Origin of the sequence: Pikeienuella piscinae (genome assembly GCF_011044155.1) — a bacterium.
GTDB lineage: Bacteria > Pseudomonadota > Alphaproteobacteria > Rhodobacterales > Rhodobacteraceae > Pikeienuella > Pikeienuella piscinae.
Genome location: NZ_CP049056.1, coordinates 1,976,567 through 1,998,110 on the forward strand (window position 1 = coordinate 1,976,567; position 21,544 = coordinate 1,998,110).

19 protein-coding genes are annotated in these 21,544 nt (G+C 65.6%); 7 read left to right on the forward strand and 12 right to left on the reverse strand.

The window, feature by feature from the left end:
* Nucleotides 1–30: 30 nt before the first annotated feature.
* The 6 genes from G5B40_RS09575 to G5B40_RS09600 form a co-directional block, all read right to left on the reverse strand.
* Entirely contained in the window at nt 31–1,794 is a 1,764-nt protein-coding gene (locus tag G5B40_RS09575) for a thiamine pyrophosphate-requiring protein (RefSeq protein ID WP_165097902.1), read from the reverse strand.
* Nucleotides 1,791–2,525 (reverse strand): GntR family transcriptional regulator, encoded by a 735-nt coding sequence (locus G5B40_RS09580; protein WP_165097904.1) that lies wholly within the window; start codon nt 2,523–2,525, stop codon nt 1,791–1,793. Before G5B40_RS09580 ends, G5B40_RS09575 begins: the two co-directional genes overlap by 4 nt.
* 1 nt (nt 2,526) lies before the next feature.
* Nucleotides 2,527–3,852 carry a RidA family protein gene (locus G5B40_RS09585; RefSeq protein WP_165097906.1) on the reverse strand — a complete coding sequence of 442 codons (1,326 nt, stop codon included), beginning with the start codon at nt 3,850–3,852 and terminating at the stop codon, nt 2,527–2,529.
* Complete coding sequence (locus G5B40_RS09590; protein WP_165097909.1) at nt 3,849–5,366, reverse strand: tripartite tricarboxylate transporter permease; 1,518 nt, start codon at nt 5,364–5,366, stop codon at nt 3,849–3,851. The genes G5B40_RS09585 and G5B40_RS09590 overlap by 4 nt, the downstream gene beginning before the upstream one ends.
* A 12-nt stretch (nt 5,367–5,378) precedes the next feature.
* Nucleotides 5,379–5,885: a tripartite tricarboxylate transporter TctB family protein gene (locus tag G5B40_RS09595; RefSeq protein ID WP_165097911.1), complete on the reverse strand. Its 507-nt coding sequence runs from the start codon at nt 5,883–5,885 to the stop codon at nt 5,379–5,381.
* 81 nt (nt 5,886–5,966) lie between these two features.
* Nucleotides 5,967–6,923, reverse strand: a complete 957-nt coding sequence (locus G5B40_RS09600) for a tripartite tricarboxylate transporter substrate binding protein (RefSeq protein WP_165097913.1) — start codon at nt 6,921–6,923, stop codon at nt 5,967–5,969.
* Nucleotides 6,924–7,136: 213 nt separating this feature from the next.
* Between G5B40_RS09600 and G5B40_RS09605 the strand changes: the two genes are divergently transcribed.
* The 3 genes from G5B40_RS09605 to G5B40_RS09615 are packed head-to-tail and all read left to right on the forward strand — an operon-like array spanning nt 7,137 to nt 10,581.
* A complete protein-coding gene (locus G5B40_RS09605; RefSeq protein WP_165097915.1) occupies nt 7,137–8,045 on the forward strand; it encodes a polysaccharide deacetylase family protein in 909 nt (302 codons plus the stop codon).
* Between the two features lie 9 nt (nt 8,046–8,054).
* Entirely contained in the window at nt 8,055–9,590 is a 1,536-nt protein-coding gene (locus tag G5B40_RS09610; protein WP_165097918.1) for an aldehyde dehydrogenase, read from the forward strand.
* Nucleotides 9,591–9,639: 49 nt separating this feature from the next.
* The gene (locus G5B40_RS09615; protein WP_246209843.1) at nt 9,640–10,581 is read left to right on the forward strand and encodes an asparaginase; all 942 of its coding nucleotides are present in this window, start codon (nt 9,640–9,642) and stop codon (nt 10,579–10,581) included.
* 589 nt (nt 10,582–11,170) lie between these two features.
* Here G5B40_RS09615 and G5B40_RS09620 read toward each other — a convergent pair.
* Nucleotides 11,171–12,274 (reverse strand): porin, encoded by a 1,104-nt coding sequence (locus tag G5B40_RS09620; protein WP_165097922.1) that lies wholly within the window; start codon nt 12,272–12,274, stop codon nt 11,171–11,173.
* Nucleotides 12,275–13,388: 1,114 nt separating this feature from the next.
* Here G5B40_RS09620 and G5B40_RS09625 point away from each other — a divergent pair.
* The 3 genes from G5B40_RS09625 to G5B40_RS09635 are packed head-to-tail and all read left to right on the forward strand — an operon-like array spanning nt 13,389 to nt 16,849.
* A complete protein-coding gene (locus G5B40_RS09625) occupies nt 13,389–14,636 on the forward strand; it encodes an aminotransferase class III-fold pyridoxal phosphate-dependent enzyme (RefSeq protein ID WP_165103483.1) in 1,248 nt (415 codons plus the stop codon).
* Between the two features lie 37 nt (nt 14,637–14,673).
* A complete protein-coding gene (locus tag G5B40_RS09630) occupies nt 14,674–15,840 on the forward strand; it encodes a cytochrome P450 (RefSeq protein ID WP_165097924.1) in 1,167 nt (388 codons plus the stop codon).
* A gap of 46 nt (nt 15,841–15,886) precedes the next feature.
* The gene (locus G5B40_RS09635) at nt 15,887–16,849 is read left to right on the forward strand and encodes a DUF6635 family protein (protein ID WP_165097925.1); all 963 of its coding nucleotides are present in this window, start codon (nt 15,887–15,889) and stop codon (nt 16,847–16,849) included.
* 69 nt (nt 16,850–16,918) lie between these two features.
* Here G5B40_RS09635 and G5B40_RS09640 read toward each other — a convergent pair whose 3' ends face one another.
* The 3 genes from G5B40_RS09640 to G5B40_RS09650 form a co-directional block, all read right to left on the reverse strand.
* Entirely contained in the window at nt 16,919–17,443 is a 525-nt protein-coding gene (locus G5B40_RS09640; protein WP_165097927.1) for a DUF992 domain-containing protein, read from the reverse strand.
* A gap of 102 nt (nt 17,444–17,545) precedes the next feature.
* Nucleotides 17,546–18,682 carry an AI-2E family transporter gene (locus G5B40_RS09645; protein WP_165097930.1) on the reverse strand — a complete coding sequence of 379 codons (1,137 nt, stop codon included), beginning with the start codon at nt 18,680–18,682 and terminating at the stop codon, nt 17,546–17,548.
* The gene (locus G5B40_RS09650) at nt 18,679–18,861 is read right to left on the reverse strand and encodes a PLDc N-terminal domain-containing protein (RefSeq protein WP_165103485.1); all 183 of its coding nucleotides are present in this window, start codon (nt 18,859–18,861) and stop codon (nt 18,679–18,681) included. The genes G5B40_RS09645 and G5B40_RS09650 overlap by 4 nt, the downstream gene beginning before the upstream one ends.
* Before the next feature lie 284 nt (nt 18,862–19,145).
* Here G5B40_RS09650 and G5B40_RS09655 point away from each other — a divergent pair, with 284 nt between their 5' ends.
* A complete protein-coding gene (locus tag G5B40_RS09655; protein WP_165097932.1) occupies nt 19,146–20,720 on the forward strand; it encodes a phospholipase D-like domain-containing protein in 1,575 nt (524 codons plus the stop codon).
* A gap of 36 nt (nt 20,721–20,756) precedes the next feature.
* Here G5B40_RS09655 and G5B40_RS09660 read toward each other — a convergent pair whose 3' ends face one another.
* Both G5B40_RS09660 and G5B40_RS09665 read right to left on the reverse strand, forming a co-directional pair.
* Nucleotides 20,757–21,116 (reverse strand): hypothetical protein, encoded by a 360-nt coding sequence (locus tag G5B40_RS09660; protein ID WP_165097935.1) that lies wholly within the window; start codon nt 21,114–21,116, stop codon nt 20,757–20,759.
* Between the two features lie 3 nt (nt 21,117–21,119).
* Nucleotides 21,120–21,464 carry a glycine zipper domain-containing protein gene (locus G5B40_RS09665; protein ID WP_165097938.1) on the reverse strand — a complete coding sequence of 115 codons (345 nt, stop codon included), beginning with the start codon at nt 21,462–21,464 and terminating at the stop codon, nt 21,120–21,122.
* Nucleotides 21,465–21,544 lie beyond the last annotated feature (80 nt).

A 21,544-nucleotide genomic window follows, 5' to 3' on the forward strand; every position in this document is an offset into this window, starting at 1 on the left:
CATGGGCCTGCTAGTTTCGAGAGACGCCGCTCAGAGGGGCTTCTCCGCGGCTTCTATGACGATGTTCAAAACGGCGGTGCGTCCCGCGCGCACGACGTCGAGCGCCTCGCGCAGCTTGGGCCGGAGATCGGCCGGCGCCTCCACCCGCTCACCCCAGGCGCCGCATGACTCGGCCAGCGCCTCGAACGCCGGCGGATCGGTCAGGTCGACGCCGACATAGCCGTCCGTCGCCTGGACGCCTTGCGGATAGGAGTCCCGCGTCGCCAGCCGGACGGAATTGTAGCAGGCGTTGTTCAGCACCACGATCAGCAAAGGCAGCTTGTGCTGCCTGGACGCCCACAACGCCGCCGTCGGCACGCCGAATATGAAGGAACCGTCGCCCACAACGGTCGCGATCAGCTTCTCCCGATCCGCCAGCTTGGCGCCCAGCGACGCCCCGAGGCCCCAGCCGAGGAAGGACCCGCCATTACGGTTGTAGGCGCCATCCTCGTTCGGCCGAAAACCATAGGCGAACGGATTTCCGGAGGTCACGGCCTCTTCAAAAACCTGCGCTTCGGGGCATGTCTCTGTCATGACCTCGCCGACCATGAAGGGCGTGATGCGGTTGGTCCGCGCCGGGTCCTCCGTCTTCGGATAATCGGCGAGCGCCGCGCCATGATCGGCGAGCGCCTTGGAGCGGCGCGCATCGAGCTTCGCCGTCTCCTCCGGCTTCAGTCCGGCGGCGCGCGACCTCGCCGCGGCGACCAGAGACGACAAGCCGGCCAGCGTGTTGCATGCGATGGTCTGATCCGCGGGAAAGCCCCAGATGGTCAGGTTCTGCTGGATCGGGTCCGGCCCCATATGCACGATCGCGACGTCGTCGCGGAGTTTGCGGTCCGCCGGCACGAACGCCACGTCCTGATCGATGACCAGGATCAAATCGGCGTCGCCGACCCAGCGCTCCGGGTTGAAGCCAAGATGCATCGGATGATCGAGCGGCGCATTGAAGCGGCCGCGATATTCCGTGACCGGCACGGAGAGGGTTTCGGTCAGAGCGACGATGGCGTCCCGATGCGCGCGCGAGCGCCCGCCATAACCGGTGATGATCAACGGGTTCTCCGCCGCCAAAAGCTTGTCGACGAGCGCGGAAGCGGTCGCCTCGTCCAGCGCCGGCAGCTTGACCGGCCGCGATCGGTCCGGCCCCAACGCCAGAGGGGCCTCGATCTGCTCCATCATCGTCTCGCGCGGAAAGGCCATGTAAACCGGCCCCATCGGCTCGCTCCGGGCCATCTGAAAGGCGCGGTCGACCGCCGTGCAGACCGAGGCGGGGTGGCTGACGACCTGACTCCATTTGACATAATTGCGGACGAGCGCCAGTTGATCCGGCACATCCTGCAACCAGTTGATGAATTTCATCCGCGCGCCGGGTATCGTCGAGTCGGTCGTCACTGGCGACATGCCGGCGCATAGAATCATCGGGATCTGCGACGCACGCGCATCGTTCAGACCGCCCGATGCATTCGCCGTGCCGACATCCACATGCACGAAGGCGACCTGAGGCTTGCCGCTGGCGAGATAATACCCCTGCGCCGCGGTCACCGCGATGATTTCATGCGGGCACAGCACCAATTCCGGAACCGGCCACCCTTCGGCCTTCAACCTGGCCCACGCCTCTTGCAGGGGCGGCGTGTCGGTGCCCGGATTGAGAAAGATCGCCTCGCATCCGTGCGCGATCAGGGAGCGCAAGAACCATTCCGCGACAGTCGGCGCGCTGGTGCTCGTGTCCACGGTTCGGGGTGAGATGTGTTCGTTCACTGGAGGTTTGTCCTTTTCTTCTGCCGTTCCTCCGGCGGAGGCGTGTTCGCAGCGTCGGTTTGCGCGCCGCCATCGGGCAGGTGGCTCGCCAGCGATTCAGCGGTGTGGCGCAAGTGATCGGAAATGGCGGCTTGCGCGGCTTCCGGGTCACGATTCCGGCATGCCTCGTAAAGCGCCCAGTGTTCTCGTTGCGGCGTTTCGCGCCCCATCATCGACACATAGGCGCGGACATAGCGCTCCACGTTGACGCGCAGCACATCGATCATCTCGATCAGGCGCGGCCAGCCGGAGGCGCGGTTGACTATCTTGTGGAATTGCCGGTTCAGGTCGATCCACTCGTCGTGCTGATCCATCAGCGCATCCATATCTTCCAGGATCCGCTTCATCTTGCCGAGGTCGCCCTCGCTCAGGCGCGTCACGGCGCGCGCCGCGGCCTTGCGCTCCAGCACGTCGCGCAGCCCGAACAACTCATCGAGGTCGTCGGCGCCCAAGCTCGACACCTCCACGCCGCGATACGGGTAGATTTTCACCAGTCCCTCGGCCTCAAGCATCTTGATGGCCTCGCGAACCGGCATCCGGCTCATGCCGAAATGTTCGGACAGGTCGTCCAGATTGAGGCGCTCCCCCGCCTCGAGCGCCCCCTCCAGGATCGCTTGCCGCAGCGCATCTGCGACGGTCTGCGTTCTGCTGGTGTGAAGTGATGCGGCCCGTATCGGCTTTCTTGCGTTCATCTCAATCCCTCCGGGTCCGTTGCTCCACGCCTGCCGGCGGAATGTACACCCAAAGGTCGAGTTGTATGGTCGCGTCCTTGACGGGCAACGGCCCCGGCACGCCGACGGCCGAAATCGGCAGCGGCCGGTCGCCCAGACGTTCCCGCCACGTTTCGACAGTTTGCGGGAATTCCCGCAAGTCCGTCTGAAACTGTTGAATACGCACGACATTGTCGAGACGTGCGCCGGCGGCCGCGCAAAGCGCCTCGGCCTGATCCAGGATATGGCGCATCTGCGCCTTGGCTGTCGAGCCGAAATGGGGCTGACGCGGATCCGGGCGCGCGGCCGGGATCAGGCCGCCCTCATCGCATGCGATGAGTCCGGAAATCATCAGCAGGTCCCCGGCGCGGACCGCCGCGGCGCTGGAGGCGAAGACTGGCGACACGTCGTCGACCGCGATCTCGCGGCGCTCGGCGTTGCGATCCGTCCGCATCGCGACGATGTTGATCTCGATGGACGCCTCGATGACGTTGAACCCCGGGGTCGCGCATGGAACCACGGTCAACGCCGCCGCCGCGTCGCCGAACCACTGGCTCCATACATCGTGGAACGCTGGAATATCGTTCGGATCGGACAGGTACGCCTGCGCCTTCACGACGTCGGCGAGCGTGGCGCCGCCCGCTTCCAACGCCGGCTTCAGCTTGTTGCGGATGATGTAATCCGTTTCCAGGCGAATGGCGGAGCCCTTCCAATGATGCGTCGACGGCACCCTGGCTTCCGGAGCGATGCCGTCGTTGTCCTTCTCCGCCATCTGGCCGGACAGGAACAACATGTCGCCGACACGCACGATGGGCGCGAAGCCCATATGCGACGACACCGGCAGCCCGTCCGGGCGCAGGACTTCGATCGCCTCTCCGCCTGCGCGGGTGTGGGCGAGCATCTCGACGTGCAGGCTGGCGTCCGGATAAAGCAGCGCATCCTGAAGAATCGACGTGCTGGCGGGCACGCCCTGCGTCCCCTTGAACGCCTTGTGGCGCGCCCGATGATAGTGCGGCACCGCGCGCCAGTCGGGGTAGTATTGATCGAGGCGGACGATGTTCGAGAAATCGGCGCCGCATTCCGCCAGAAGGCCGGACAGGCGCCTGAAGATATGCGCCGCCTCCGCCTCCTGCCGGGCGCCGGACCGAAGATCGCGGGTCGCGGCCAACACGGCGGGATCGATCCCGACGGCGTAGTCGGCGGCCATGTGGCCGCTGGCGAAGACCCAGGGCCCCGCCTTCATCGCCGGCGCGAAGGTGAATCCCGCGCGCGGGATCTCGACCGGACAGATAGCCTCGACTGCGCTCATTTCGAACCTCCGGCGCCATTCACCGCCAATGCTGCGCGCCGTCGGCGCCAGCCCAAGACCTCACGCCGGACCCCATAGAGCACCAGGATGATCGCCGCTCCCAGGAAGAGCCCCGAAATCGGGCGGGTGAAGAACATCGCTACGTCGACGCCCGGCAGCATCAGCGACGAGCGCAGGTTGGATTCCAGTATCGGACCGAGGATCAGACCCATGGCGATGGCCAGGACCGGGAAACCGCCCTTTTCGCAAAAATATCCGATCAGGCCGAAAAAGATCGCGACCCAGAAGTAATAGACGTGGCCGTAGCCGATCGCGGGGCCGGTGATGGCGATGACCAGCACAACCGGGATCAGGTAGCGCTTCTCGACCGTGGCGATCTTGGCGACCCATTTGGTGAACAGCACCCCAAGGAACAGGATCATCAGGTTCGAGAGGATCATCGCGCCGAAGATCACGTATACGAGGTCGAGCTTTTCGGTGAACATGGTCGGCCCGGGGATGAGACCGTGTACGAACATCGCGCCGATAAGAAGCAGCGTGTTGATATCGCCCGGGATGCCCAGGGTTAGCAGCGGGATCATCGTGCCGCCGGAGGACGCGTTATTGGCCGATTCCGCCGCCGAGACGCCCTCGGGCGCCCCTTTCCCGAAGCGCTCCGGGGTCTTGGACAGGAACTTCTCCAGGTTGTAGGACAGATAGGATGCGACCGTCGCGCCGGTGCCCGGCAGGATGCCGACCAAGGTGCCGAGGACACTGGATCGCGCAATGCAGGGCGCGAATCTCGGCAACTGGCGAAAAACGCCGCCCATGCCTGCGAATTTGCTGTCGAGGGAGTTGCGGGTGTTGGGCGTCTCCAGCATGCGGAACGCCTCGGCGACGCAGAACATGCCGATGGTGGCCGGCACGATCGGCAGACCGATGGCGATCTCTGGAATATCGAAGGTGAAGCGCGGATAGGGCGCAATGGGATCGATTCCGATGGTCGACAGCAAAAGGCCAAGACCCGCGGCCGCGACGCCCTTCAGCGCCGACTCGCTCGAAAACACGAAAACAACAACGATGGCGAACGTGCAGAGCGCGAAATATTCGGGCCCGCCGAAACGCAGCGCGACCTGCGCCAGTTGCAGCGACAGAAACACCAGGAAGAAGCAGCTGATGACGCCGCCGATCGTGCCCGAGAAGATCGAAATGCCAAGCGCATTGCCGGCCTTGCCCTCCCTTGTCATCGGAAAGCCGTCCTGCGTCGTCACCGCTGCGGACGGCGTGCCCGGCAGATTCATGAGGATCGCCGGGATCGAGCCGCCGTACATGGAGCCGACATAAATGCCGAGAAGGAGGATGAACGCGGTCTCCGGCGTGAAACCGAAGGTGAACGGGATCAGAAGACCGATTGCGACGGCGGACGTGAGTCCCGGAATGGCGCCGACGATAATACCTGCGAGCACCGCGCCGATGAGCAGCGCCATGTTGACCGGGTCCGCGAGGATCGAGACCGCGGCGAGAATGGGTTCCATGTTCCCGAGCCCCTAGAGCAGCATAAGAATGTCGAAGATCTGGCCTTCCGGCACGCGGGCCTTCATGATCTCGTCGAAAAGCCAGTAGATGAGGGTCGGAGTCAGGATCATCAGGATCACGCTTCGCAAGACCTTGAGCCGACAGATCCAGCAGAGAAGCCCCACCAGCGCCGCGGTCGCGAGGAGGAAGCCAAACTCCGTAATGCCGAGCGGATAGAGACACACTAGCAGCATGGCCACGAACACCCGCGGACCTTCCGACTTTTCGGCGCGGACGCCGAGCTTGAAGTCAGCGAAGAACGATCTGATCGTCGCCGCGACCACCCGCGCGCCATCCTGTTTGACGATGGTCAGCACCAGATTGGCGCCGGCGGCGACGATGGTCAGAACGCAGAGAATCTGCGGCACGATGGCCGGCCCGCCCGGGTCGGCGCGCAAGGTCACAAGAGTGAAGCTCGCCCCGAAGAACAGCAGACTGAGACCGATTGAGAAGAGACTTACGAGCCAATTCGCAAACATGCGCCGCGTCCTGTGATGTTGTGGGTGGTGGCGCGGCCGGGCCTCAAGGGCGCCGGCCGCGCCTGAAAAATCTTGTGTTGCTTACTGGTTCATCAGTTCGACGACATGGTCCATGGCCTTTTCCGTCGCCTTGAGTTCGTCGTAATACTCCGGGCCTCTCGTGTGCAGCGTGAGACCCACTTTCCGCATGTCAGCCGCGAAATCCGGGTTCGCCCAGACCTTCTTCATTGCGGCCAGAAGCTTCTCCTTGGCTTCTTCGGGAATGCCCTTCGGCGCGCCGAGGCCGTAGGAGTGCTCCCATACGATGTCGTAACCCAACTCCTTCGCGGTCGGGACGTCCGGGAACGCCTCCAGACGCTCGGCGCCGAAATACGCGATGTAGTTCATGTCGCCGGCCTGCACGTTGGAGAGCGACTGCTTCACCCAGCTCGAGATGATGTCGACGTGGCCGCCAAGAAGCGCGGCGTTCATCTGCGGCGAACCGTCATGCGCGATAACCGGCGCGTCGATGCCGGCGGCTTCCTCCAGCAAGACGACCGGCTGATGGTGTACGCCGCCGATATTGGAAACGCCCACCGTCACCTCGCCGGGGTTGGCCTTGGCCTTTTCGATGAAGTCTTCGAGGGAGTGGATGTCCGAATCGGCGCGGGCGACCAGAATCGGCGACTCGACGGCGAAACTGCCGATGATGTCGAAATCGTCGACCTCGATGCCCTTGGTGCCGAGCGGCTTGTATTTCGGCAGGTCGCTGAGCGCGCTGACGACGGTATAGCCGTCCGGACGGGCCGCCTTCGCGGTCAGGTAGCCGACGGTGCCGCTCGCGCCGGTGACGTTGCGGACGACGACGGTCTGACCCAGCTCCTTTTCGAAGTACTTGGTGAAGATGCGGGTTGCCGTGTCGGCGCCGCCGCCGGCCGACCACATGATGATCCATTCAATCGGCTTGGTCGGATACTCCGCCTTAACGACGCCCGCCGGCAGAACGGCCGCGGACGCCAAGGCGGCGGCGGCGACGAGCTTCGATACTAGTGGCCTCATGAGAGCCTCCTCTGTTTGCTTTCTTCTTCACCGACAACGTCGCGACGAGAATCGCGGAAGCCGCAAACTCATCGGCTTGGAACAGGTTGCGCAGCGCACACTAGGGGTGGAGACGCAGTTTGACAAGATATTATATCTAATATATTTGTTGGGCCAAGCCATTGAGAAGGAGCGCTAGCATCCGTTTCGCTCCTGATTGAAAGGACTCTGCTGATGACGGACGATACGGATATCGGCGCAACGCTACGCCGCCGGCTGGACTATCTGCCCATCGTCGATCGCCCCGGGATCAAGTTGCCGAACGGCGCCCGGGTCGCGGTCTGGACCATCGTCAATGTCGAGAACTGGATCCCGACCAGCGCCATGCCGCGCGCCGTTCTGCCGCCCCCCATGGGGCAGCCGATGCTGCCGGACGTCCCCAACTGGTCATGGCACGAGTACGGTATGCGAGTCGGGTTCTGGCGCTATCTGAAGACGCTGGAGGAGCGCGGCCTGAAGGCGACCTTCGCCGTCAATGGTTCCGCGTGCGAGGTGTACCCGCAGGCCTGCAAGGCCGCGCTTGACGCCGGCTGGGACTTCATCGGCCATGGCTATACGCAGCGCCCCATGCACAAGGTCGACGATCAGAAGAAGGCCATCGCCGACACGATCGAGGCCATCAAGGCCTTCACCGGCAAGGCGCCGCGCGGCTGGGAGAGCCCTGGCCTGACCGAAACCGATCACACCCTCGATCTGCTGGCCGACGCCGGCATAGAATACGTTTGCGACTGGGTGCTGGACGACCTGCCGTCTCGGCTACGCACCAAAACCGGCAATATCACCGCCATCCCCTATACCGTCGAAATCAACGACGTGGTCATGACCGCCGTACAGGGCCAGCCATCGGACGAGATCTTCCGCCGCGGCAAGGATCACTTCGACTGTCTCTATAAAGAGGGCGCGGATATCCCCCGCGTGATGGCGATTTCCATCCACCCGTTCCTGACCGGCGCGCCGCACCGGATCAAGTATCTGGAGCAGCTCTACGACTACATCCTCGGGCACGAGGGCGTCTGCATGTGGACGGGATCGGAGATCCTGGACTGGTACGCGGACGCGACGAAGAACGAAACGCTAGCGTAAAGAACGGGTATGCCCACGATGAACGAAGTGAAATCCAGGCCGGTTGCGGCGCTCGCTGCGTACTATCCCCTCGAAATCGGCGGCGAAAGGGTCGACGCGCTCTCGGGCAAGACGTTCCCCGTCATCAACCCCGCCACCGGCCAAACGCTCTGTGAGATCGCCGAGGGCGACGCCGCGGATATCGAGGCCGCCGTCGCCGCCGCCGAGAAGGCCGCGCCCGCATGGGGCGGCATGTCGCCGTTGCAGCGCGCCGAAATCCTGAATCGCGCCGCCGCCATCCTGGCGGAACGCATGCCGTCCTTCGTGGAGATTGAAGTCGCGCAGACCGGTCGCCCGATCCGCGAGATGAAGGCGCAGCTCGCGCGCATGCCGGAATGGTATTCCTACTTTGGCGCCGTCGCCCGGACATACGAGAGCAGCGTGCCGCCGTTCGGCGGATCTTACGTCAACTACACGCGGCGCAAACCCATCGGCGTGGTCGGTCTGGTGACGCCGTGGAACCACCCGCTGCTGATCCTCACCAAGAAAGTCGCCCCCGCGCTCGCCGCCGGCAACACCGTCGTGGTGAAACCGAGCGAAATCGCGCCGATCACGCCGCTGATGCTCGCCGATGTCCTCCGCGACGCAGGCTTGCCGGACGGCGCCTATAACGTGGTGCCCGGCTTCGGCGTCGCAGCGGGCGCGTCGCTCTGCGACCACCCCCGTATCGGCAAGCTCGATCTGACCGGCGGCACCGAAACCGGCCGCAAGGTCGCCGCCATGGCGGGCGAGAAGCTGATCCCGTTCTCGGGCGAACTTGGCGGCAAGGCGTCGGTCGTGGTCTTCGACGACGTGCCGGAACAGGAAGCCGTCGCCGCTGCGCTCTTCGCCTCGTTCGTGGCCGCCGGCCAGACCTGCGTGCAGGGCGCGCGGCTGTTGGTGCAGCGGAATATCTACGACAAGGTCGTCGAGCTGCTGGTGAAGCGGACTGACGCGCTGCGCGTCGGCGATCCGACCGATCCGCGCACTCAGATGGGGCCGCTGGTCTCCGCCCGCCAGCTCGCCATTGTCGAGAAGTATGTCGAGATCGGCCGCCAGGAGGGCGCCACCGTCGCCGCCGGCGGCGAACGTCTGACGGACGGCGCCTTCGCCAACGGCTTCTTCCACGCACCGACGGTGTTTACCGATGTGACCAACGACATGCGGATCGCGCAGGAGGAAATCTTCGGCCCCGTGGTGTGCGTCATGCCCTTCGAGGGCGAGGACGAGGCGGTGACGCTGGCCAACGGCACGCCGTTCGGCCTCGCCGCCAGCGTCTGGTCCAGGAACGTCGCCCGCGCCCACCGGGTCGCAGAACGGATCGACGCCGGCATCGTCTGGATCAACGATCATCACCGCATCGATCCTTCGTCGCCCTGGGGCGGCTTCAAGGACAGCGGCATCGGCAAGGAAAACGGCATCGTCTGCTACGAGGGATACACCAAGCTGCAAAGCGTCGTTGTCAACCTCTCCGACGAGACGTTCGATTGGTTCGCCGACGACGAAACCGAAAAGCGGTACAGCTGAGATGACGCAGCCCCGCGTTCTGCTGCTGGCGCTCGGCGGCACCATATCCATGAAGGGCGCGCCCGGGCGGGGAATCGTTCCGACCCTGACCGGCGCCGACCTTGTCGCCGCCGTCCCCGGGCTGAGCGCCGTCGCCGAGATCGAGGCGCGCTCCCCCTATCAGTTGCCCGGAGCGTCCTTGACGTTTTCGCACCTGAACGCGCTCGCGGGCATGATCGACGCGGCGCTTGCCGATGATTTCGCGGGCGCGGTCGTCGTTCAGGGCACCGACACCATCGAGGAGACGGCCTTCGTGCTGGATTGCCTCGTCGGCGGCGTCAAGCCCGTGGTCGTCACCGGCGCGATGCGAGGCCCGGAAGCGGCTGGCGCGGACGGCCCGGCCAACATCCTCGCCGCCGTGACCTACGCCGCCTCGCCCGGCATGGAAGGGCGCGGCGTGGTCGCGATTCTGAACGACGAAATCCATGCCGCACGCTATGTCAGAAAGGGGCATACCGGGCTCACCTCGGCGTTCACGTCGTCCCCGCAGGGGCCGATCGGCTTCGTGCTCGAAGGACGCGCGCTGATGCATGCCCGCACGGAACCCATGCCGAAACTCCCGCGAACGCCCGAAGACGCCGAGCCGCCAGCGGTGGCGCTGGTGACGCTCGGCCTTGGTGATGACGGCCGCATGATCGAAGCTGTTTCGAGCTTGGGCTATGCTGGCGCGGTCGTCGTCGGCATGGGCGCCGGACATGTCCCCAGTGCACATGTTCCAAGACTCTCGGCGCTAGCGGAACAGATGCCCGTCGTTCTCTCAACACGTGTCGCCAATGGCCCGGTTTTCACCGGAACTTACGGGTTTCCCGGTTCGGAAACGGACCTTCTCGCGAGAGGGATTATTCCGTCAGGCTCCCTCGGTTTCGCCAAAGCCCGTCTCTTATTGCAGATGCAGCTATCTATCGGGTACGATAGAAAAGAAATCAAATCCGCATTTTCACGTTTTTACTAATAATCAATTGATTTAGTATAAAAATAATATCGGCCTTATTAAAACAATTGTTCAGGCGGACTTATATGCAAACGACCCATATTTCTGAAAGGCGACGTGAACGACTGCGGAAAGATAACTGAAACAGGTTTCGGGATTGAGCGAAGGGAGGCGCTCAGATGCTCGACAGCTTGCAATCGACATGGAAAGATTGACCGGCGCGGAAACGCGCAACCCGGCGTCGCGCGGAAGACTTTATCGACCGGGAACAGGGTGTTCGCCGCCAGGTGGCTTGCGGCGCGGAGGCCCGACCGGAAGGGGAGAACCGGGTGCGATCAGTTTGCATTCGCACCATGGTGTCGCGATGCGCCAGGCGGCGCTTCCCGATGGTCATGGGTTCAATCCCCGTTCGTCATTCAAGGACGAATTCGGGCCGGCCACGACCGGCGCCGGAGGGCGTGATGTCGTCGCGCTTTCATTCGACTCGGCGGTCAAGCCAGGGGCTTGAACTGAGAGCGCGCCGACAGAGCGACAATCCGGCGGAGCGCTTGACGGCGCCCGGCGCGCCGGCTCAACCGAACGCGCCGGGCGCCTCCCCCTTACATGCCGATCAGAACCGCCATCGCGCGCCGGCGAGCACGGTTCCGATGTCGTGATAATTGGCGCCGGTGTCGTCGTCGAAGGAGAAGGATCGGTAGCCGGCATAAGCTTCAAGGTTCAGATCGGTGAAGTTCTGCACCGCCTGGATCCCCCAGGAGCTCGAGTCCGAGCCGGAAACATTGAAATCCGCCCCATCATAATAGTCGACCGAGATGGCTGAGGGGCCAAACGAGATGAGTTCCCCCTTCCATCCGACCTTCACATAGCCGAACTCTCCGCCATTATCGTCGGCCATTCCGCCGGAGAGCGTGATGTTCAGGCCCGTCGGAAGATGGACCACGGAGCCGGAAGCCATGATCTGCTCGGTGTTGCTGCTGTCGTCCTTCCACGCATAGCCGAGACCCGCGTCCAGCTTGATGGTGTCATTGGCGAGCCCGTAACGGATCGCCGCGTCGTAATAGTCGGCGTCATCGCCCTTGGAGAGAACCTCCTGGCCATAGGCGGCGGAGAGCATGAAGCCGCGGAAATCCGGCGTGTCGTAGCGGACGCGCATCCGGCGAGCGCCGTCAAAGTCCTTGTAGGCGCTCCCGATGCTTGTGCCGGACAGCACCGCGCCGTTCCGGAACTGAAACGACCCGGCGGTGTCGCCGAGGTTCACGTAGCCTGCAAGGGTGGTTCCGGAGTTGTCGATCTCAGCCAGGCCGTCGGTGGCCATGCTGCCCTGACCGAGCCAGAGCGAGCCGAAGTCGCTGACGAAGACGCCTTCGCCCTTGCGGATGTCGGTCTCTCGCCAGTCGAAGAAATCCACATTGTCGTTCTGGCTGGATTCCGCGGTATTCCTCAGGCCGAGGCCGGTTTCGAAGTTGAACCGGAACAGGCCCTCGGTCACCGGCAGTTCAACCCAGAGGCCGACACGGCTGGTCGAATTGCTGTTGTCGACGAACTCGTTGTAGGTCTTCTCGCCGTCGTCGACACCCTGATAGGTCAGGTTGATCTGACCATAGAGCGTAGCGGACGCGCCAGAATCGTCCGTAAACACGAGATCGCCCGCCATCGCGGGCGCGCCAAGCGCAAAACTGGCGATCGACGCTACTATGAAAATGTGGAACTTCATTTTCGGCGCTCCATGATTTATCAGCGCCCTTTCAGCGCAAAAGGCATAATCCCAAGGCAACAGCGTCTTCATACGAATTATCAACGCGTTGTCCAGCCGCCATATTCACGGTGGGGCGCGCATAACGCGCCATGGCTGCGGTTGCGTCGGCGTCTGCTCTCAAAGCGTCGATCCTTACGTCGACAACAGGGAAGGCCCGTATTGAATTACATCGACGATCTCGGACAATAGACTATCCACGAACTGACGTCGCGGGGTTCCACATCATTCAGTTCACTATTGCCTGTTGTGAGGGTTTTCGGTGACTATTCATCGCATGCGGTCTGTCGCCCCGCGCGCACTTGCAGGGAAGGGATTGAGTCGGCCTAGGCGCGCGCGCATGATTACCAAGCGCGACGGCGGGTGGATCTGACGGATACGCCAGTTGGTCGGCAAACCCGGAGTCTCAGAAGCAGCGCGAGCCTTCCGGTCGCCTCGAACGCGACCCGGACCAGCAGATCACGATCCTTCTGCGACGCGGTCAGGCGATCGAAGTTGGCGCGCGCGTTGAGCGACGCCAGGCGCCGCGACGCCAAGCTCGTGGCGGTCCCGGCGGCCGGAGCCAGAACCGCGTTCATCGAGCCTGATGGCCCCTGGGAGAGCGGATACAGCGGGAGCTAGAAATCCACGCTCCGCAACGTGCCGCTGAACGGGGAATTGCTCTACAGCCTCGCCGCGGCGAAAATCGCGATCGAAGGCAGGCGGGCTCTCGATCGCATACGCCGGAACGCCCGGACTTCCAGCGGTCAGCATGCCCCCAGTCTCGAGAGGCGTCGACATCGCGCGGCGCGCATCGGCCAAGCGGCGGCGACAGGCGCGTCTTCCCACCGAGTGTCGAGCGGGAGAATAAATCTCCGGCATTCTCCATGCAGGCATCCTTCATCAGCAGCTTGCCTCAATCTTCACCCTGTTCATGCCGCCCGGCGTCAACCGGCCATCGCGGCGCTTTTCGGGGCGTCGTCTACGGATCGCGATCATGATCTGTCAATTCGCCGCCTCTTGCGCCAGAATTGGAGCGCACGAGACGCCGCGCGTCCGGATCGGACAGTCGGCGCCGCCCGCGCCCGAGGAGACCATGCCTGAGCAAACCGCGCCCGACCGCGCCCTGCCCGCCGACGCTGCGCTGCGCGCCCGCGCCGTTCGCGTCATCCCCGGCGGGCTCTGGGGACATATGAATGCGGCGCGCCTGCCGGCCAGCTTCCCGCAATATTTCGGCCGCTCCGAAGGGTGCCGGCTCTGGGACGCGGACGGGAACGAATATATCGACTTCATGTGCGCCTACGGCCCGGTCGTGCTCGGCTATCGCGACGCGGAGGTCGAGGCGGCCGTCGCCGCGCGGCTGGCGAAAGGCGATATCTTCAACGGCCCGGCGCCCGAACTGGTGGAGTTGGCGGAGGCGCTGGTCGACACCGTCGCCCATGCCGACTGGGCGATGTTCCAGAAGAACGGGACCGACGCCACCACTGCTTGCGTGACGCTCGCGCGGGCCGGAACGGGGCGGCGGAAGGTCCTGGTGGCGAAGGGCGCCTATCACGGCGCCGCGCCCTGGTGCACGCCCTCACTGGTCGGCGTGACCGCAGAGGACCGAGCGCATATCGCGGAGTTCGCGTATAACGACATAGCCTCGCTTCAGACGGCGGCCGAGGCGGCGGAGGGCGAACTCGCCGGCGTGATCGTCTCGGCGTTCCGCCACGACGCGCGCCGCGATCAGGAGAGCCCGGCGCCGGAATTCGCCCGCGCCGTCCGCGCGCTCTGCGACAGGACAGGCGCGGCGCTGATCCTCGACGACGTGCGCGCCGGCTTTCGTATCGACATAAGGGGGAGTTGGGAGCCACTGGGCGTGCGCCCCGATCTCTCGGCCTGGTCGAAAGCCATCGCCAACGGTCATCCGCTGGCGGCGGTCACCGGAACCGACCGCTTCCGCGAGGCGGCGCAGTCGACATTCATGACCGGCTCGTTCTGGTGTGGGGCGGCGGCGATGGCGGCGGCGCTGGTCACACTTCGCCGACTCCGCGACACGGACGCGATTCAGCACATGAAGACGATGGGCGAGCGGCTGCGCGAAGGACTTGCGGCGCAGGCGCGCGCGCATGGCGTCGCGCTTCGCCAGACCGGCCCGGCGCAGATGCCGATGCTGCTTTTCGACGACGACCCCGACCTCGCGAAAGGCGACTCGTTCGTCAAGGAAGCGCTCGCGCGCGGAGTCTATCTCCACCCCTGGCACAACATGTTCCTGAGCGCCGCGCACAGGCCAGAGGATATCGACCTTGCGCTTGAGGCGACAGACGCCGCCCTCCGCGAAACCGCGCGGCGATTCTCGTGAACGCGCACGCCGCCCCCCCGGCCGGAGACTCGCGGGGATGAGCACGGCGCCGGTTTACGAGATCGACCACGCCCGGTTCTGGGCCGATCCATATCCCGACCTCGCGCGGATGCGGGCGGGTACGCCGATCGCCTTCGTGCCGCAGCTCAACGCCACGCTCTTCACCCGCCGCGACGCGATCTTCGAGTGCGAGAAGAATATTGCGGTCTTCTCATCCGAACAGCCGGGCGGGCTGATGACGGCGCTGATGGGTGAGAACATGATGCGAAAGGATGGGGAGGCGCATCTTGCCGAGCGCAAACAGATGTTCCCCGCGGTCTCACCCAGAACCGTGCGCGATCGCTGGACGGCGCAATTTCGCGAGGATGCGCAGCGCATCCTGGACCAGCTCGCGCCGCGGGGCGCCGCGGACCTGACAGTCGATTACGCCATGCCCGTCTCCGCCAATGCGCTGCGCGCGCTCACCGGGCTCACGTCGATGACGCCGGCGGAACTGGACGGATCGAGCCAGGCGATGATCGACGGCTGCGCCAATTACATCGGCGACCCGGCTGTGGAGAAACGCTGCAACCGCGCGACCGCGCTGATCGACGCGCATATCGATCGCGCGGTCCCGTTGAAGGAAGCCGCGCCCGACCACTCCATTCTCTCCGTCCTGATGCAGGCCGGCCAGCCGCTTTCGCAGATCAGGGCCAATATCAAGCTCGCCATATCCGGTGGGCAGAATGAACCGCGCGACGCCATCGCCGGCGCGGCATGGGCGTTGCTGAGCCACCCCGAACAGCTTGCGCTGGTGAAGAAAGGCGAAGTCGGCTGGGACCGGGTCTTTGCGGAATATGTCCGCTGGATGTCGCCGATCGGCATGTCGCCGCGCCGCGTCGCGCGGGCGTTCGAGTATGAAGGCGTGCGATTCGCGCCCGAAGAGCGCGTCTTCTTCATGTTCGGCGCCGCCAATCGCGACCCCGCGCATTTCGACGCGCCGGACCGTTTCGACATCACCCGCGACGCCTCCGCCCATATCGCCTTCGGCGCCGGGCCGCATTTCTGCGCCGGGGCATGGGCGTCGAAGGCGCTGGTCGCCGAGGTCGCCCTGCCGATGCTTTTTGCGCGCCTGAAAGGTTTGCGGCTGAATGGCGCCGCGAAGATCGGCGGATGGGCCTTTCGCGGCCCGCTGAATGCGCCGGTCGCATGGGACGCGGGCTGAGCGGGGTCTTCCACGGCCCCGGCCGCGCGCCCATATCGCGATGGTGATGGAGACCGAAACCCCCGGGGCGCAACCGACGCCGGAAGAGGTCCGCGCCGCTGTCATCCGGGCGGCGCGCGCCTATTTCGACGCGCGGCGCGCGCGTGTCGACGGTTTCGTCGACAAATGGTTCTCGGCGCGCGGCACGCTGCGCCTGCATCGCCACGCGCTCGGCTGGGACATGGCGAAAGCCCCGGCGAACATCGCGCTCGCCCCGGTCTTCGTCGGCGCCCGGCTCTCAGCCTCGCTCGCCGATCTCGCGCGCCGAAGACAGACGGCGAAATGGCTCCGTTCTCGCCACATTCTTCTGGAGACGGCGGTGATGCGCGAGGTCCAGAAGCTCGTCATGGCGGAGCTGCTGGAATTACCGCTCGACGATGGCGGACCGCATGCCCGGGATGACGCGCTCGCCGCCGCGATCGGCGCCGACCCGGAGATCAGGCGTATGCTCGGCGCCGCGCGGGCGGAGGGCGCGGCGCTGAACGCGGGGCTTACGGAATACGCCGGCTCCCGGGCGGCGGTGGGGGAGATGACGACCGCGCTGGCGACCATCGGGGCCGGCGCCGCGGCGTTTCATAAGCTCACGCCGGGCGCGTTGACCCTCGGCCCGGCGCTCGCCGCCGCGATGACGCAGAGCGCGGCGATCGCGGCCTTCCCGCTCGGCGCCACGGCGGGTTCGATATGGTACGGCTACATGACGCCCGCGACATCGCCCGCGCTGGTCGCTGGCGTCACCGCGGGCATGGCCGCCGGGGCGGCGGTTTTCGCCGCTTTCGCAGGGCTGATCGCGGACCCGGTTCAGCGCCGGCTCGGGTTTCATCGCCGCAGGCTGCTCCGCCTGATCGATGCGCTGGAGCGCCAGTTCACCGATGGAGAAGCCGCCGGATTCGCCGCGCGGGAACATTACGTCGCGCGGCTGATCGACTTGATGGACGCCGGCGCCGCAGCGGCGCGAAACCTCCGCTTCTGAAGCACGCAAGACGAAAGCGGCCGCCGCGTTTCCGCGACGGCCGCTCTCCGCTTCAAACGTCCCTTGACGTCAGTCCCCGGCGACGTGGGTCAGCGTCAGGCTTTCGAACGCGAGCGAGACGCCGACGCCCTCCTGCGTCGTTACCGAAACCGGCTGAAGGGTGATCGATTCGTCCAGCCCGCCGACCAGCGCCTTGGCGCCGACCCCCGCGCCGACCGCGGCGTCCGCCGAGATCCCGGCGTATTCGCCCTCGAGAACCCCGACGCGGTATTTCTGGGCCGGCGCGAGCACCGCCCAGCGGATCGTCTCGCGATCGGTCTTGGAGAGATCGAGCCCCATTTTGCTGAACGTCGCGACATAATTCTCGTCCGCGCGGCCGTCCTCGGCCGGGTCGAACGTGCAGGTGAATTTCTGCTCGGAGACGAGGATATTGCCTTCGTCGGAAACCATCGCGCACTCGAGATAGCCGACTTCGACCCGTCCCTCGTCATCGGTGTTCGCGCCTGCGGCGGTCTCGTCGGCCTGGGCGGCGCCGGCGAGCGCGGTCGCGCCGAGAAGCACTGCGGTGATCGTCGTGGTCATGGTCCGATGCATCTGTGGCTCCATCTGTTTTTCGGTCTGATACGGGACGAAACTCTCGCCGCCGTCGTGGCGATGAAACGGGCGCGATCAGGATCGGTTCCTGCGCCGGACGCATTACTCCACGTCAGACGATTCCACCGTCCTTTCACGCGCGCTGAGAAAGGCGCTGATCGGCTCCAACGCTTCGACATTGTCGCATACGACCTTGAAGGCCACGAGGATCGGCACCGCCATCAACGCGCCGGCGACCCCCCAGAGCCAGGCCCAGAACATCACCGCGAGAAAGACCGAGACCGTATTGATCTGCAACCGCCGGCCCAGGATCGCCGGCGTCACCACCTGCCCTTCGAGCGAGCCGCAGGCGAGATAGGCCAGCGGCGCCAGCGACGCATAGGCGAGGTTGTCGAATGTCACGATGGACACCGCCGCGACCACCGCAGTCCCGATCACGGTGCCGATGAACGGCAGGAAATTCAGCAGGAAAACCGCTACCCCCCAGACCGGGGCATAGGGCATTCCGATGAAATAGAGACAGGAGCCGACAGCGACGCCGAGTCCGAAATTGATCGCCGCGATGGTGAAGAGATAGTGTGAAACCCGCCGCTCGATGTCGTAGACGATCTTGAGCGCGTTCCTCTTGTCGCGAAACCGCGGAAAGGTCTGCACCAGCTTGGCGTAGAAAAGCTGACCGGAGGAAAGGAGGAAGAGCGCAAGCACCAGCGCGATGGCGAGCGCGGTTCCGGCGCCAGTCAGGCTGCCGATGGCCGCCGACAAGAGACCGGAGCCCCGCACGACGACGCGCTCTCCTTCTGTTTCCCCGGTCGAGCCGCTGGTCATCTTCTCGACATCGTCGGCGGCCTTCTTCACCGCCTCGACCGACTCGCTGACATTCTCGAGCCGCCGCTTGACCTCGGCGCCCAATCTCGGCGCATCGTCGATCCAACCGCTGATCGTGTCGCTCATCGAGTAGGCGCTGACAAACCCGACGCCGCCGAGAAACGCGACAAGAACGATCGCGGAGATCGGCGCCGGAACGCCGCGCTTCCCAGCGCCGCGAACCAGCGGGCTGAGCGTCAGCGCAAGGAGAAATCCCATCACGATGGGCATCAGTATCTCGACGCCGAAATACGCCGCGGCGATGATGTGGATGACCATGATGACGGTCAGCCGGCGGCGTATGGATCTGAGGTCCGCGCTGGCGGCGTCCTGCGGCGCGGGGTCGCCCGCCGCCACCTCGCGCTCTGTCGTCACGCGCGCGCGGCGCGCGGGCCGAACAGAAGCCAGAGGATGAAGCCGACAAGGGGCAGAAACAGAACCAGCAGCACCCATAGCACTTTGCCGCCGGTCGACGCCCCGGACCCGACAATCGAAATGATCGCCCAGATGTCGAGGGCCAGGAGGATCAATCCGCCGATCCCGGTAATTTCCATGCTCATATCCGTGCGCTCCACTGTTGTCGGGCCCGCTTCAGGGACATCATGCTATCGCGCGGCCGGGACGGTGACGAGATCGTCTCCCGCGGCGCAGAGGGTTGGCGCGCCGCAGGATCCGGCCTTGCGCCCCGACCGCATGATGGGAACGCGAACGCAATCTTTTCGTTCCATGATGGATGTCGGCGACTATCGTCGCATCGGAAAGCGGCGGAGACGGGCCGATACTCGTCCGATCCGCCGCAGCCCAATTCTTTTCCCCGGAGAGCAGGGAGCCCGTACCGATGAACGCAGACGACCCCAACCGCACAGGCGCGGCGCCGCCGGTCGCGCCGATGATCACCGCGGCCGAGGTCTATCCGGTTCTGGAGCGCCGCGCGCTGAAGGCGCAGGCGCAGATCGCTCTCCTCTTCCGTATATTCGACACCAGAACCCGGCTCCGCACCCCGGAGGCCCGCGCCGCCGCGGATGGCGACGACTGGGCCGCGCTGCTCGTCGCGCTCGCCGCGCGCGGCATCCGGATCCGATTGCAGACCTCGGATTTCGATCCGATCGCCGCGGCAAGCCTGCATCGGGAGGCTTGGGCCTCGCTCCGCCACCTCGCCGAGCGTGTGCGCGCGGTCCCCGAGGCGGCGGGGCGCATCGAGGCGATGGCGGCGCGCCATCCGGCCGAACTTGGCGCGGCCTGGCGGCGCGTCTTCGCCGGCCGCGCGCGCAAACGCCTCGCCCTGATCAGGAATCACGCCTCAGGCGATGTGGCGATCAGCCATCCGGGGCTCCGTCCGGTGCTTGCAGGCGGGGCGCCGCGGCTTTTCCCGGCCTCTCATCATCAGAAACTGGCGGTCATCGACGACAATTTCGCCATCGCCGGCGGGCTGGATATCGACGAACGCCGATGGGACACCCCGGAGCACGCGCAATCGGCGGATGAAACCTGGCGGGACGTCAGCCTCGCGCTGGAAGCAGACGCCGCCACCCCGGTCGCGGAGGCCGCGGCGCGCATCTGGACCGATTGCGCGCGGGACTGGCGCGCGCGCGACGAAGGCGGCGATCTCCTGGGCGGGTTGGCGACCCCGACGCCCTGGACGCTCCGTCCGGCCGACGCCGCGCATCCGCATGTCGAAGTGGTCACAACACGTTCGGTCGCGCGCGCGGGTCTCTTCGCCTTCGCTCCGCGCACCGTCAATGACGGCACGCAAAGGGCGACGCTCGACCTGATCGGACGGGCGCGTCGTTTCCTCTATGTCGAGACTCAGTTTCTGCGCTCGCGGATCATCACCGAAGCATTAGTCGCCGCCGCGAGGGATGCGCCGGAACTGGAGCTCGCCATCGTCCTGCCCTTCGCACCCGAGAGTTTCGCCTTTGACGGCCATCGCGGGATGGCGATCCGCCACGGAGAGGCGTTGCAGGCGCGGATGCTACGCCGCGTCGGCCGGGCCTTCGGCGACCGCGTCGCGGTGCTCAGCCCGGCGAAGCCGACGCGCCGCGCGCCCGACGACGCCTTTATCGCCTATGGGGCGGGCATGATCTATGTGCATTCCAAGGTGATGATCGCCGACGCGGCGGAGGCGATGATCGGTTCGGCCAATCTCAACGGCCGGTCGATGCGCTGGGACACCGAACTCACGATCTGCTGGCGCGACGCGCCGGCGGTAGCCGCCTTTCTGGACGAGTTGGCGACGAGTTGGCTGGGAGCGGACACCGGCCCGGCGAACCGGCTCGCGACATGGCGCGAGGCGGCGGCGGCCAACAGCGTCGCGCCGCCGGAGCGACGCAAGGGTTTTCTTCTGCCGCACAACCCGAAGCGCGCCGCCCGCTTCGGCCGGCTGTCAATGTGGCTGCCGGACGACATGTTCTGAAGGAAATCGGACCAGGCGCGCCGATCGCAAACGCGATCAGCGCCGCAACCCGCGCCCGATCCGGATCGCGGCGAGGAACGCCTCTTCAAGCGGCGGTAGCGGCCGCGGCGGAGGGGCGGCGCGGGCCGCACGCTCCTTCGCCTTCCTGCGCTGCGCCGCCTGGTATCTGGCGTAGGCGTTCAGTCCCAGAGCGAGGATGAAGAAGATCAGCGCAAGGATGAGCGACGCCGCCGCCGGCCCCAGCGCCTGCGCGAGCGCCGTCCAGAGCGCGGCGAGCGCGAACGCGCAGGCGAGAAGCGCGGAGATCCCCGTCAATCCGGCGATGACGACGCGCGGAGCCGCCGCCGAGATCATATCCTCGGCGGCGGCGCGAACGGTCGCGGTGATGTCGCGCACGGGCTACCTGCGCGGCGCGGAGAGATAGCCGATCAGCAGACCGGCGCCCGCCGCGATCGCCAGCGCATGCAGCGGCTTCTCACGGGCGTAATCGGCGACACGCTCGCTGTTCCGCGCCGCTGCTTCGAGCGCGGAGTCCGCGACCTGAGCGCCGGCGTCGCCCGCAGCGCGCGCCTTGCGTTGCGCCGCGGCGCTCGCGGCGTCGACGCCCGAGGCGGTGAGCGTCTTCAGCGAGCCGGCGAGCCCGGCGAGGTCCTTGCGCAGGACGGCGATCTGCTCGGACAGTTCAGCGCGCGCATCGTCGAGCGGCGGCGAGTCTTTCTCGTTCTGCTTCGTAGCGGTCGACATATCTCTCTCCTGGAAATCTCATGTTCCGTTGTCGCAACGCGCCGCGGCGCGGATCGTTCCGCCCAGGCGTCGTTTCACGG

What these genes read in the sequence shown, in the direction of transcription:
- G5B40_RS09580 (WP_165097904.1), bottom strand. Translation starts at nt 2,525, where the DNA reads ATGAACGCAAGAAAGCCGATACGGGCCGCATCACTTCACACCAGCAGA.
- G5B40_RS09585 (WP_165097906.1), bottom strand. Translation starts at nt 3,852, where the DNA reads ATGAGCGCAGTCGAGGCTATCTGTCCGGTCGAGATCCCGCGCGCGGGA.
- G5B40_RS09590 (WP_165097909.1), bottom strand. Translation starts at nt 5,366, where the DNA reads ATGGAACCCATTCTCGCCGCGGTCTCGATCCTCGCGGACCCGGTCAAC.
- G5B40_RS09595 (WP_165097911.1), bottom strand. Translation starts at nt 5,885, where the DNA reads ATGTTTGCGAATTGGCTCGTAAGTCTCTTCTCAATCGGTCTCAGTCTG.
- G5B40_RS09600 (WP_165097913.1), bottom strand. Translation starts at nt 6,923, where the DNA reads ATGAGGCCACTAGTATCGAAGCTCGTCGCCGCCGCCGCCTTGGCGTCC.
- G5B40_RS09605 (WP_165097915.1), top strand. Translation starts at nt 7,137, where the DNA reads ATGACGGACGATACGGATATCGGCGCAACGCTACGCCGCCGGCTGGAC.
- G5B40_RS09610 (WP_165097918.1), top strand. Translation starts at nt 8,055, where the DNA reads ATGCCCACGATGAACGAAGTGAAATCCAGGCCGGTTGCGGCGCTCGCT.
- G5B40_RS09615 (WP_246209843.1), top strand. Translation starts at nt 9,640, where the DNA reads ATGAAGGGCGCGCCCGGGCGGGGAATCGTTCCGACCCTGACCGGCGCC.
- G5B40_RS09620 (WP_165097922.1), bottom strand. Translation starts at nt 12,274, where the DNA reads ATGAAGTTCCACATTTTCATAGTAGCGTCGATCGCCAGTTTTGCGCTT.
- G5B40_RS09625 (WP_165103483.1), top strand. Translation starts at nt 13,389, where the DNA reads ATGCCTGAGCAAACCGCGCCCGACCGCGCCCTGCCCGCCGACGCTGCG.
- G5B40_RS09630 (WP_165097924.1), top strand. Translation starts at nt 14,674, where the DNA reads ATGAGCACGGCGCCGGTTTACGAGATCGACCACGCCCGGTTCTGGGCC.
- G5B40_RS09635 (WP_165097925.1), top strand. Translation starts at nt 15,887, where the DNA reads ATGGAGACCGAAACCCCCGGGGCGCAACCGACGCCGGAAGAGGTCCGC.
- G5B40_RS09640 (WP_165097927.1), bottom strand. Translation starts at nt 17,443, where the DNA reads ATGCATCGGACCATGACCACGACGATCACCGCAGTGCTTCTCGGCGCG.
- G5B40_RS09650 (WP_165103485.1), bottom strand. Translation starts at nt 18,861, where the DNA reads ATGGAAATTACCGGGATCGGCGGATTGATCCTCCTGGCCCTCGACATC.
- G5B40_RS09655 (WP_165097932.1), top strand. Translation starts at nt 19,146, where the DNA reads ATGAACGCAGACGACCCCAACCGCACAGGCGCGGCGCCGCCGGTCGCG.
- G5B40_RS09665 (WP_165097938.1), bottom strand. Translation starts at nt 21,464, where the DNA reads ATGTCGACCGCTACGAAGCAGAACGAGAAAGACTCGCCGCCGCTCGAC.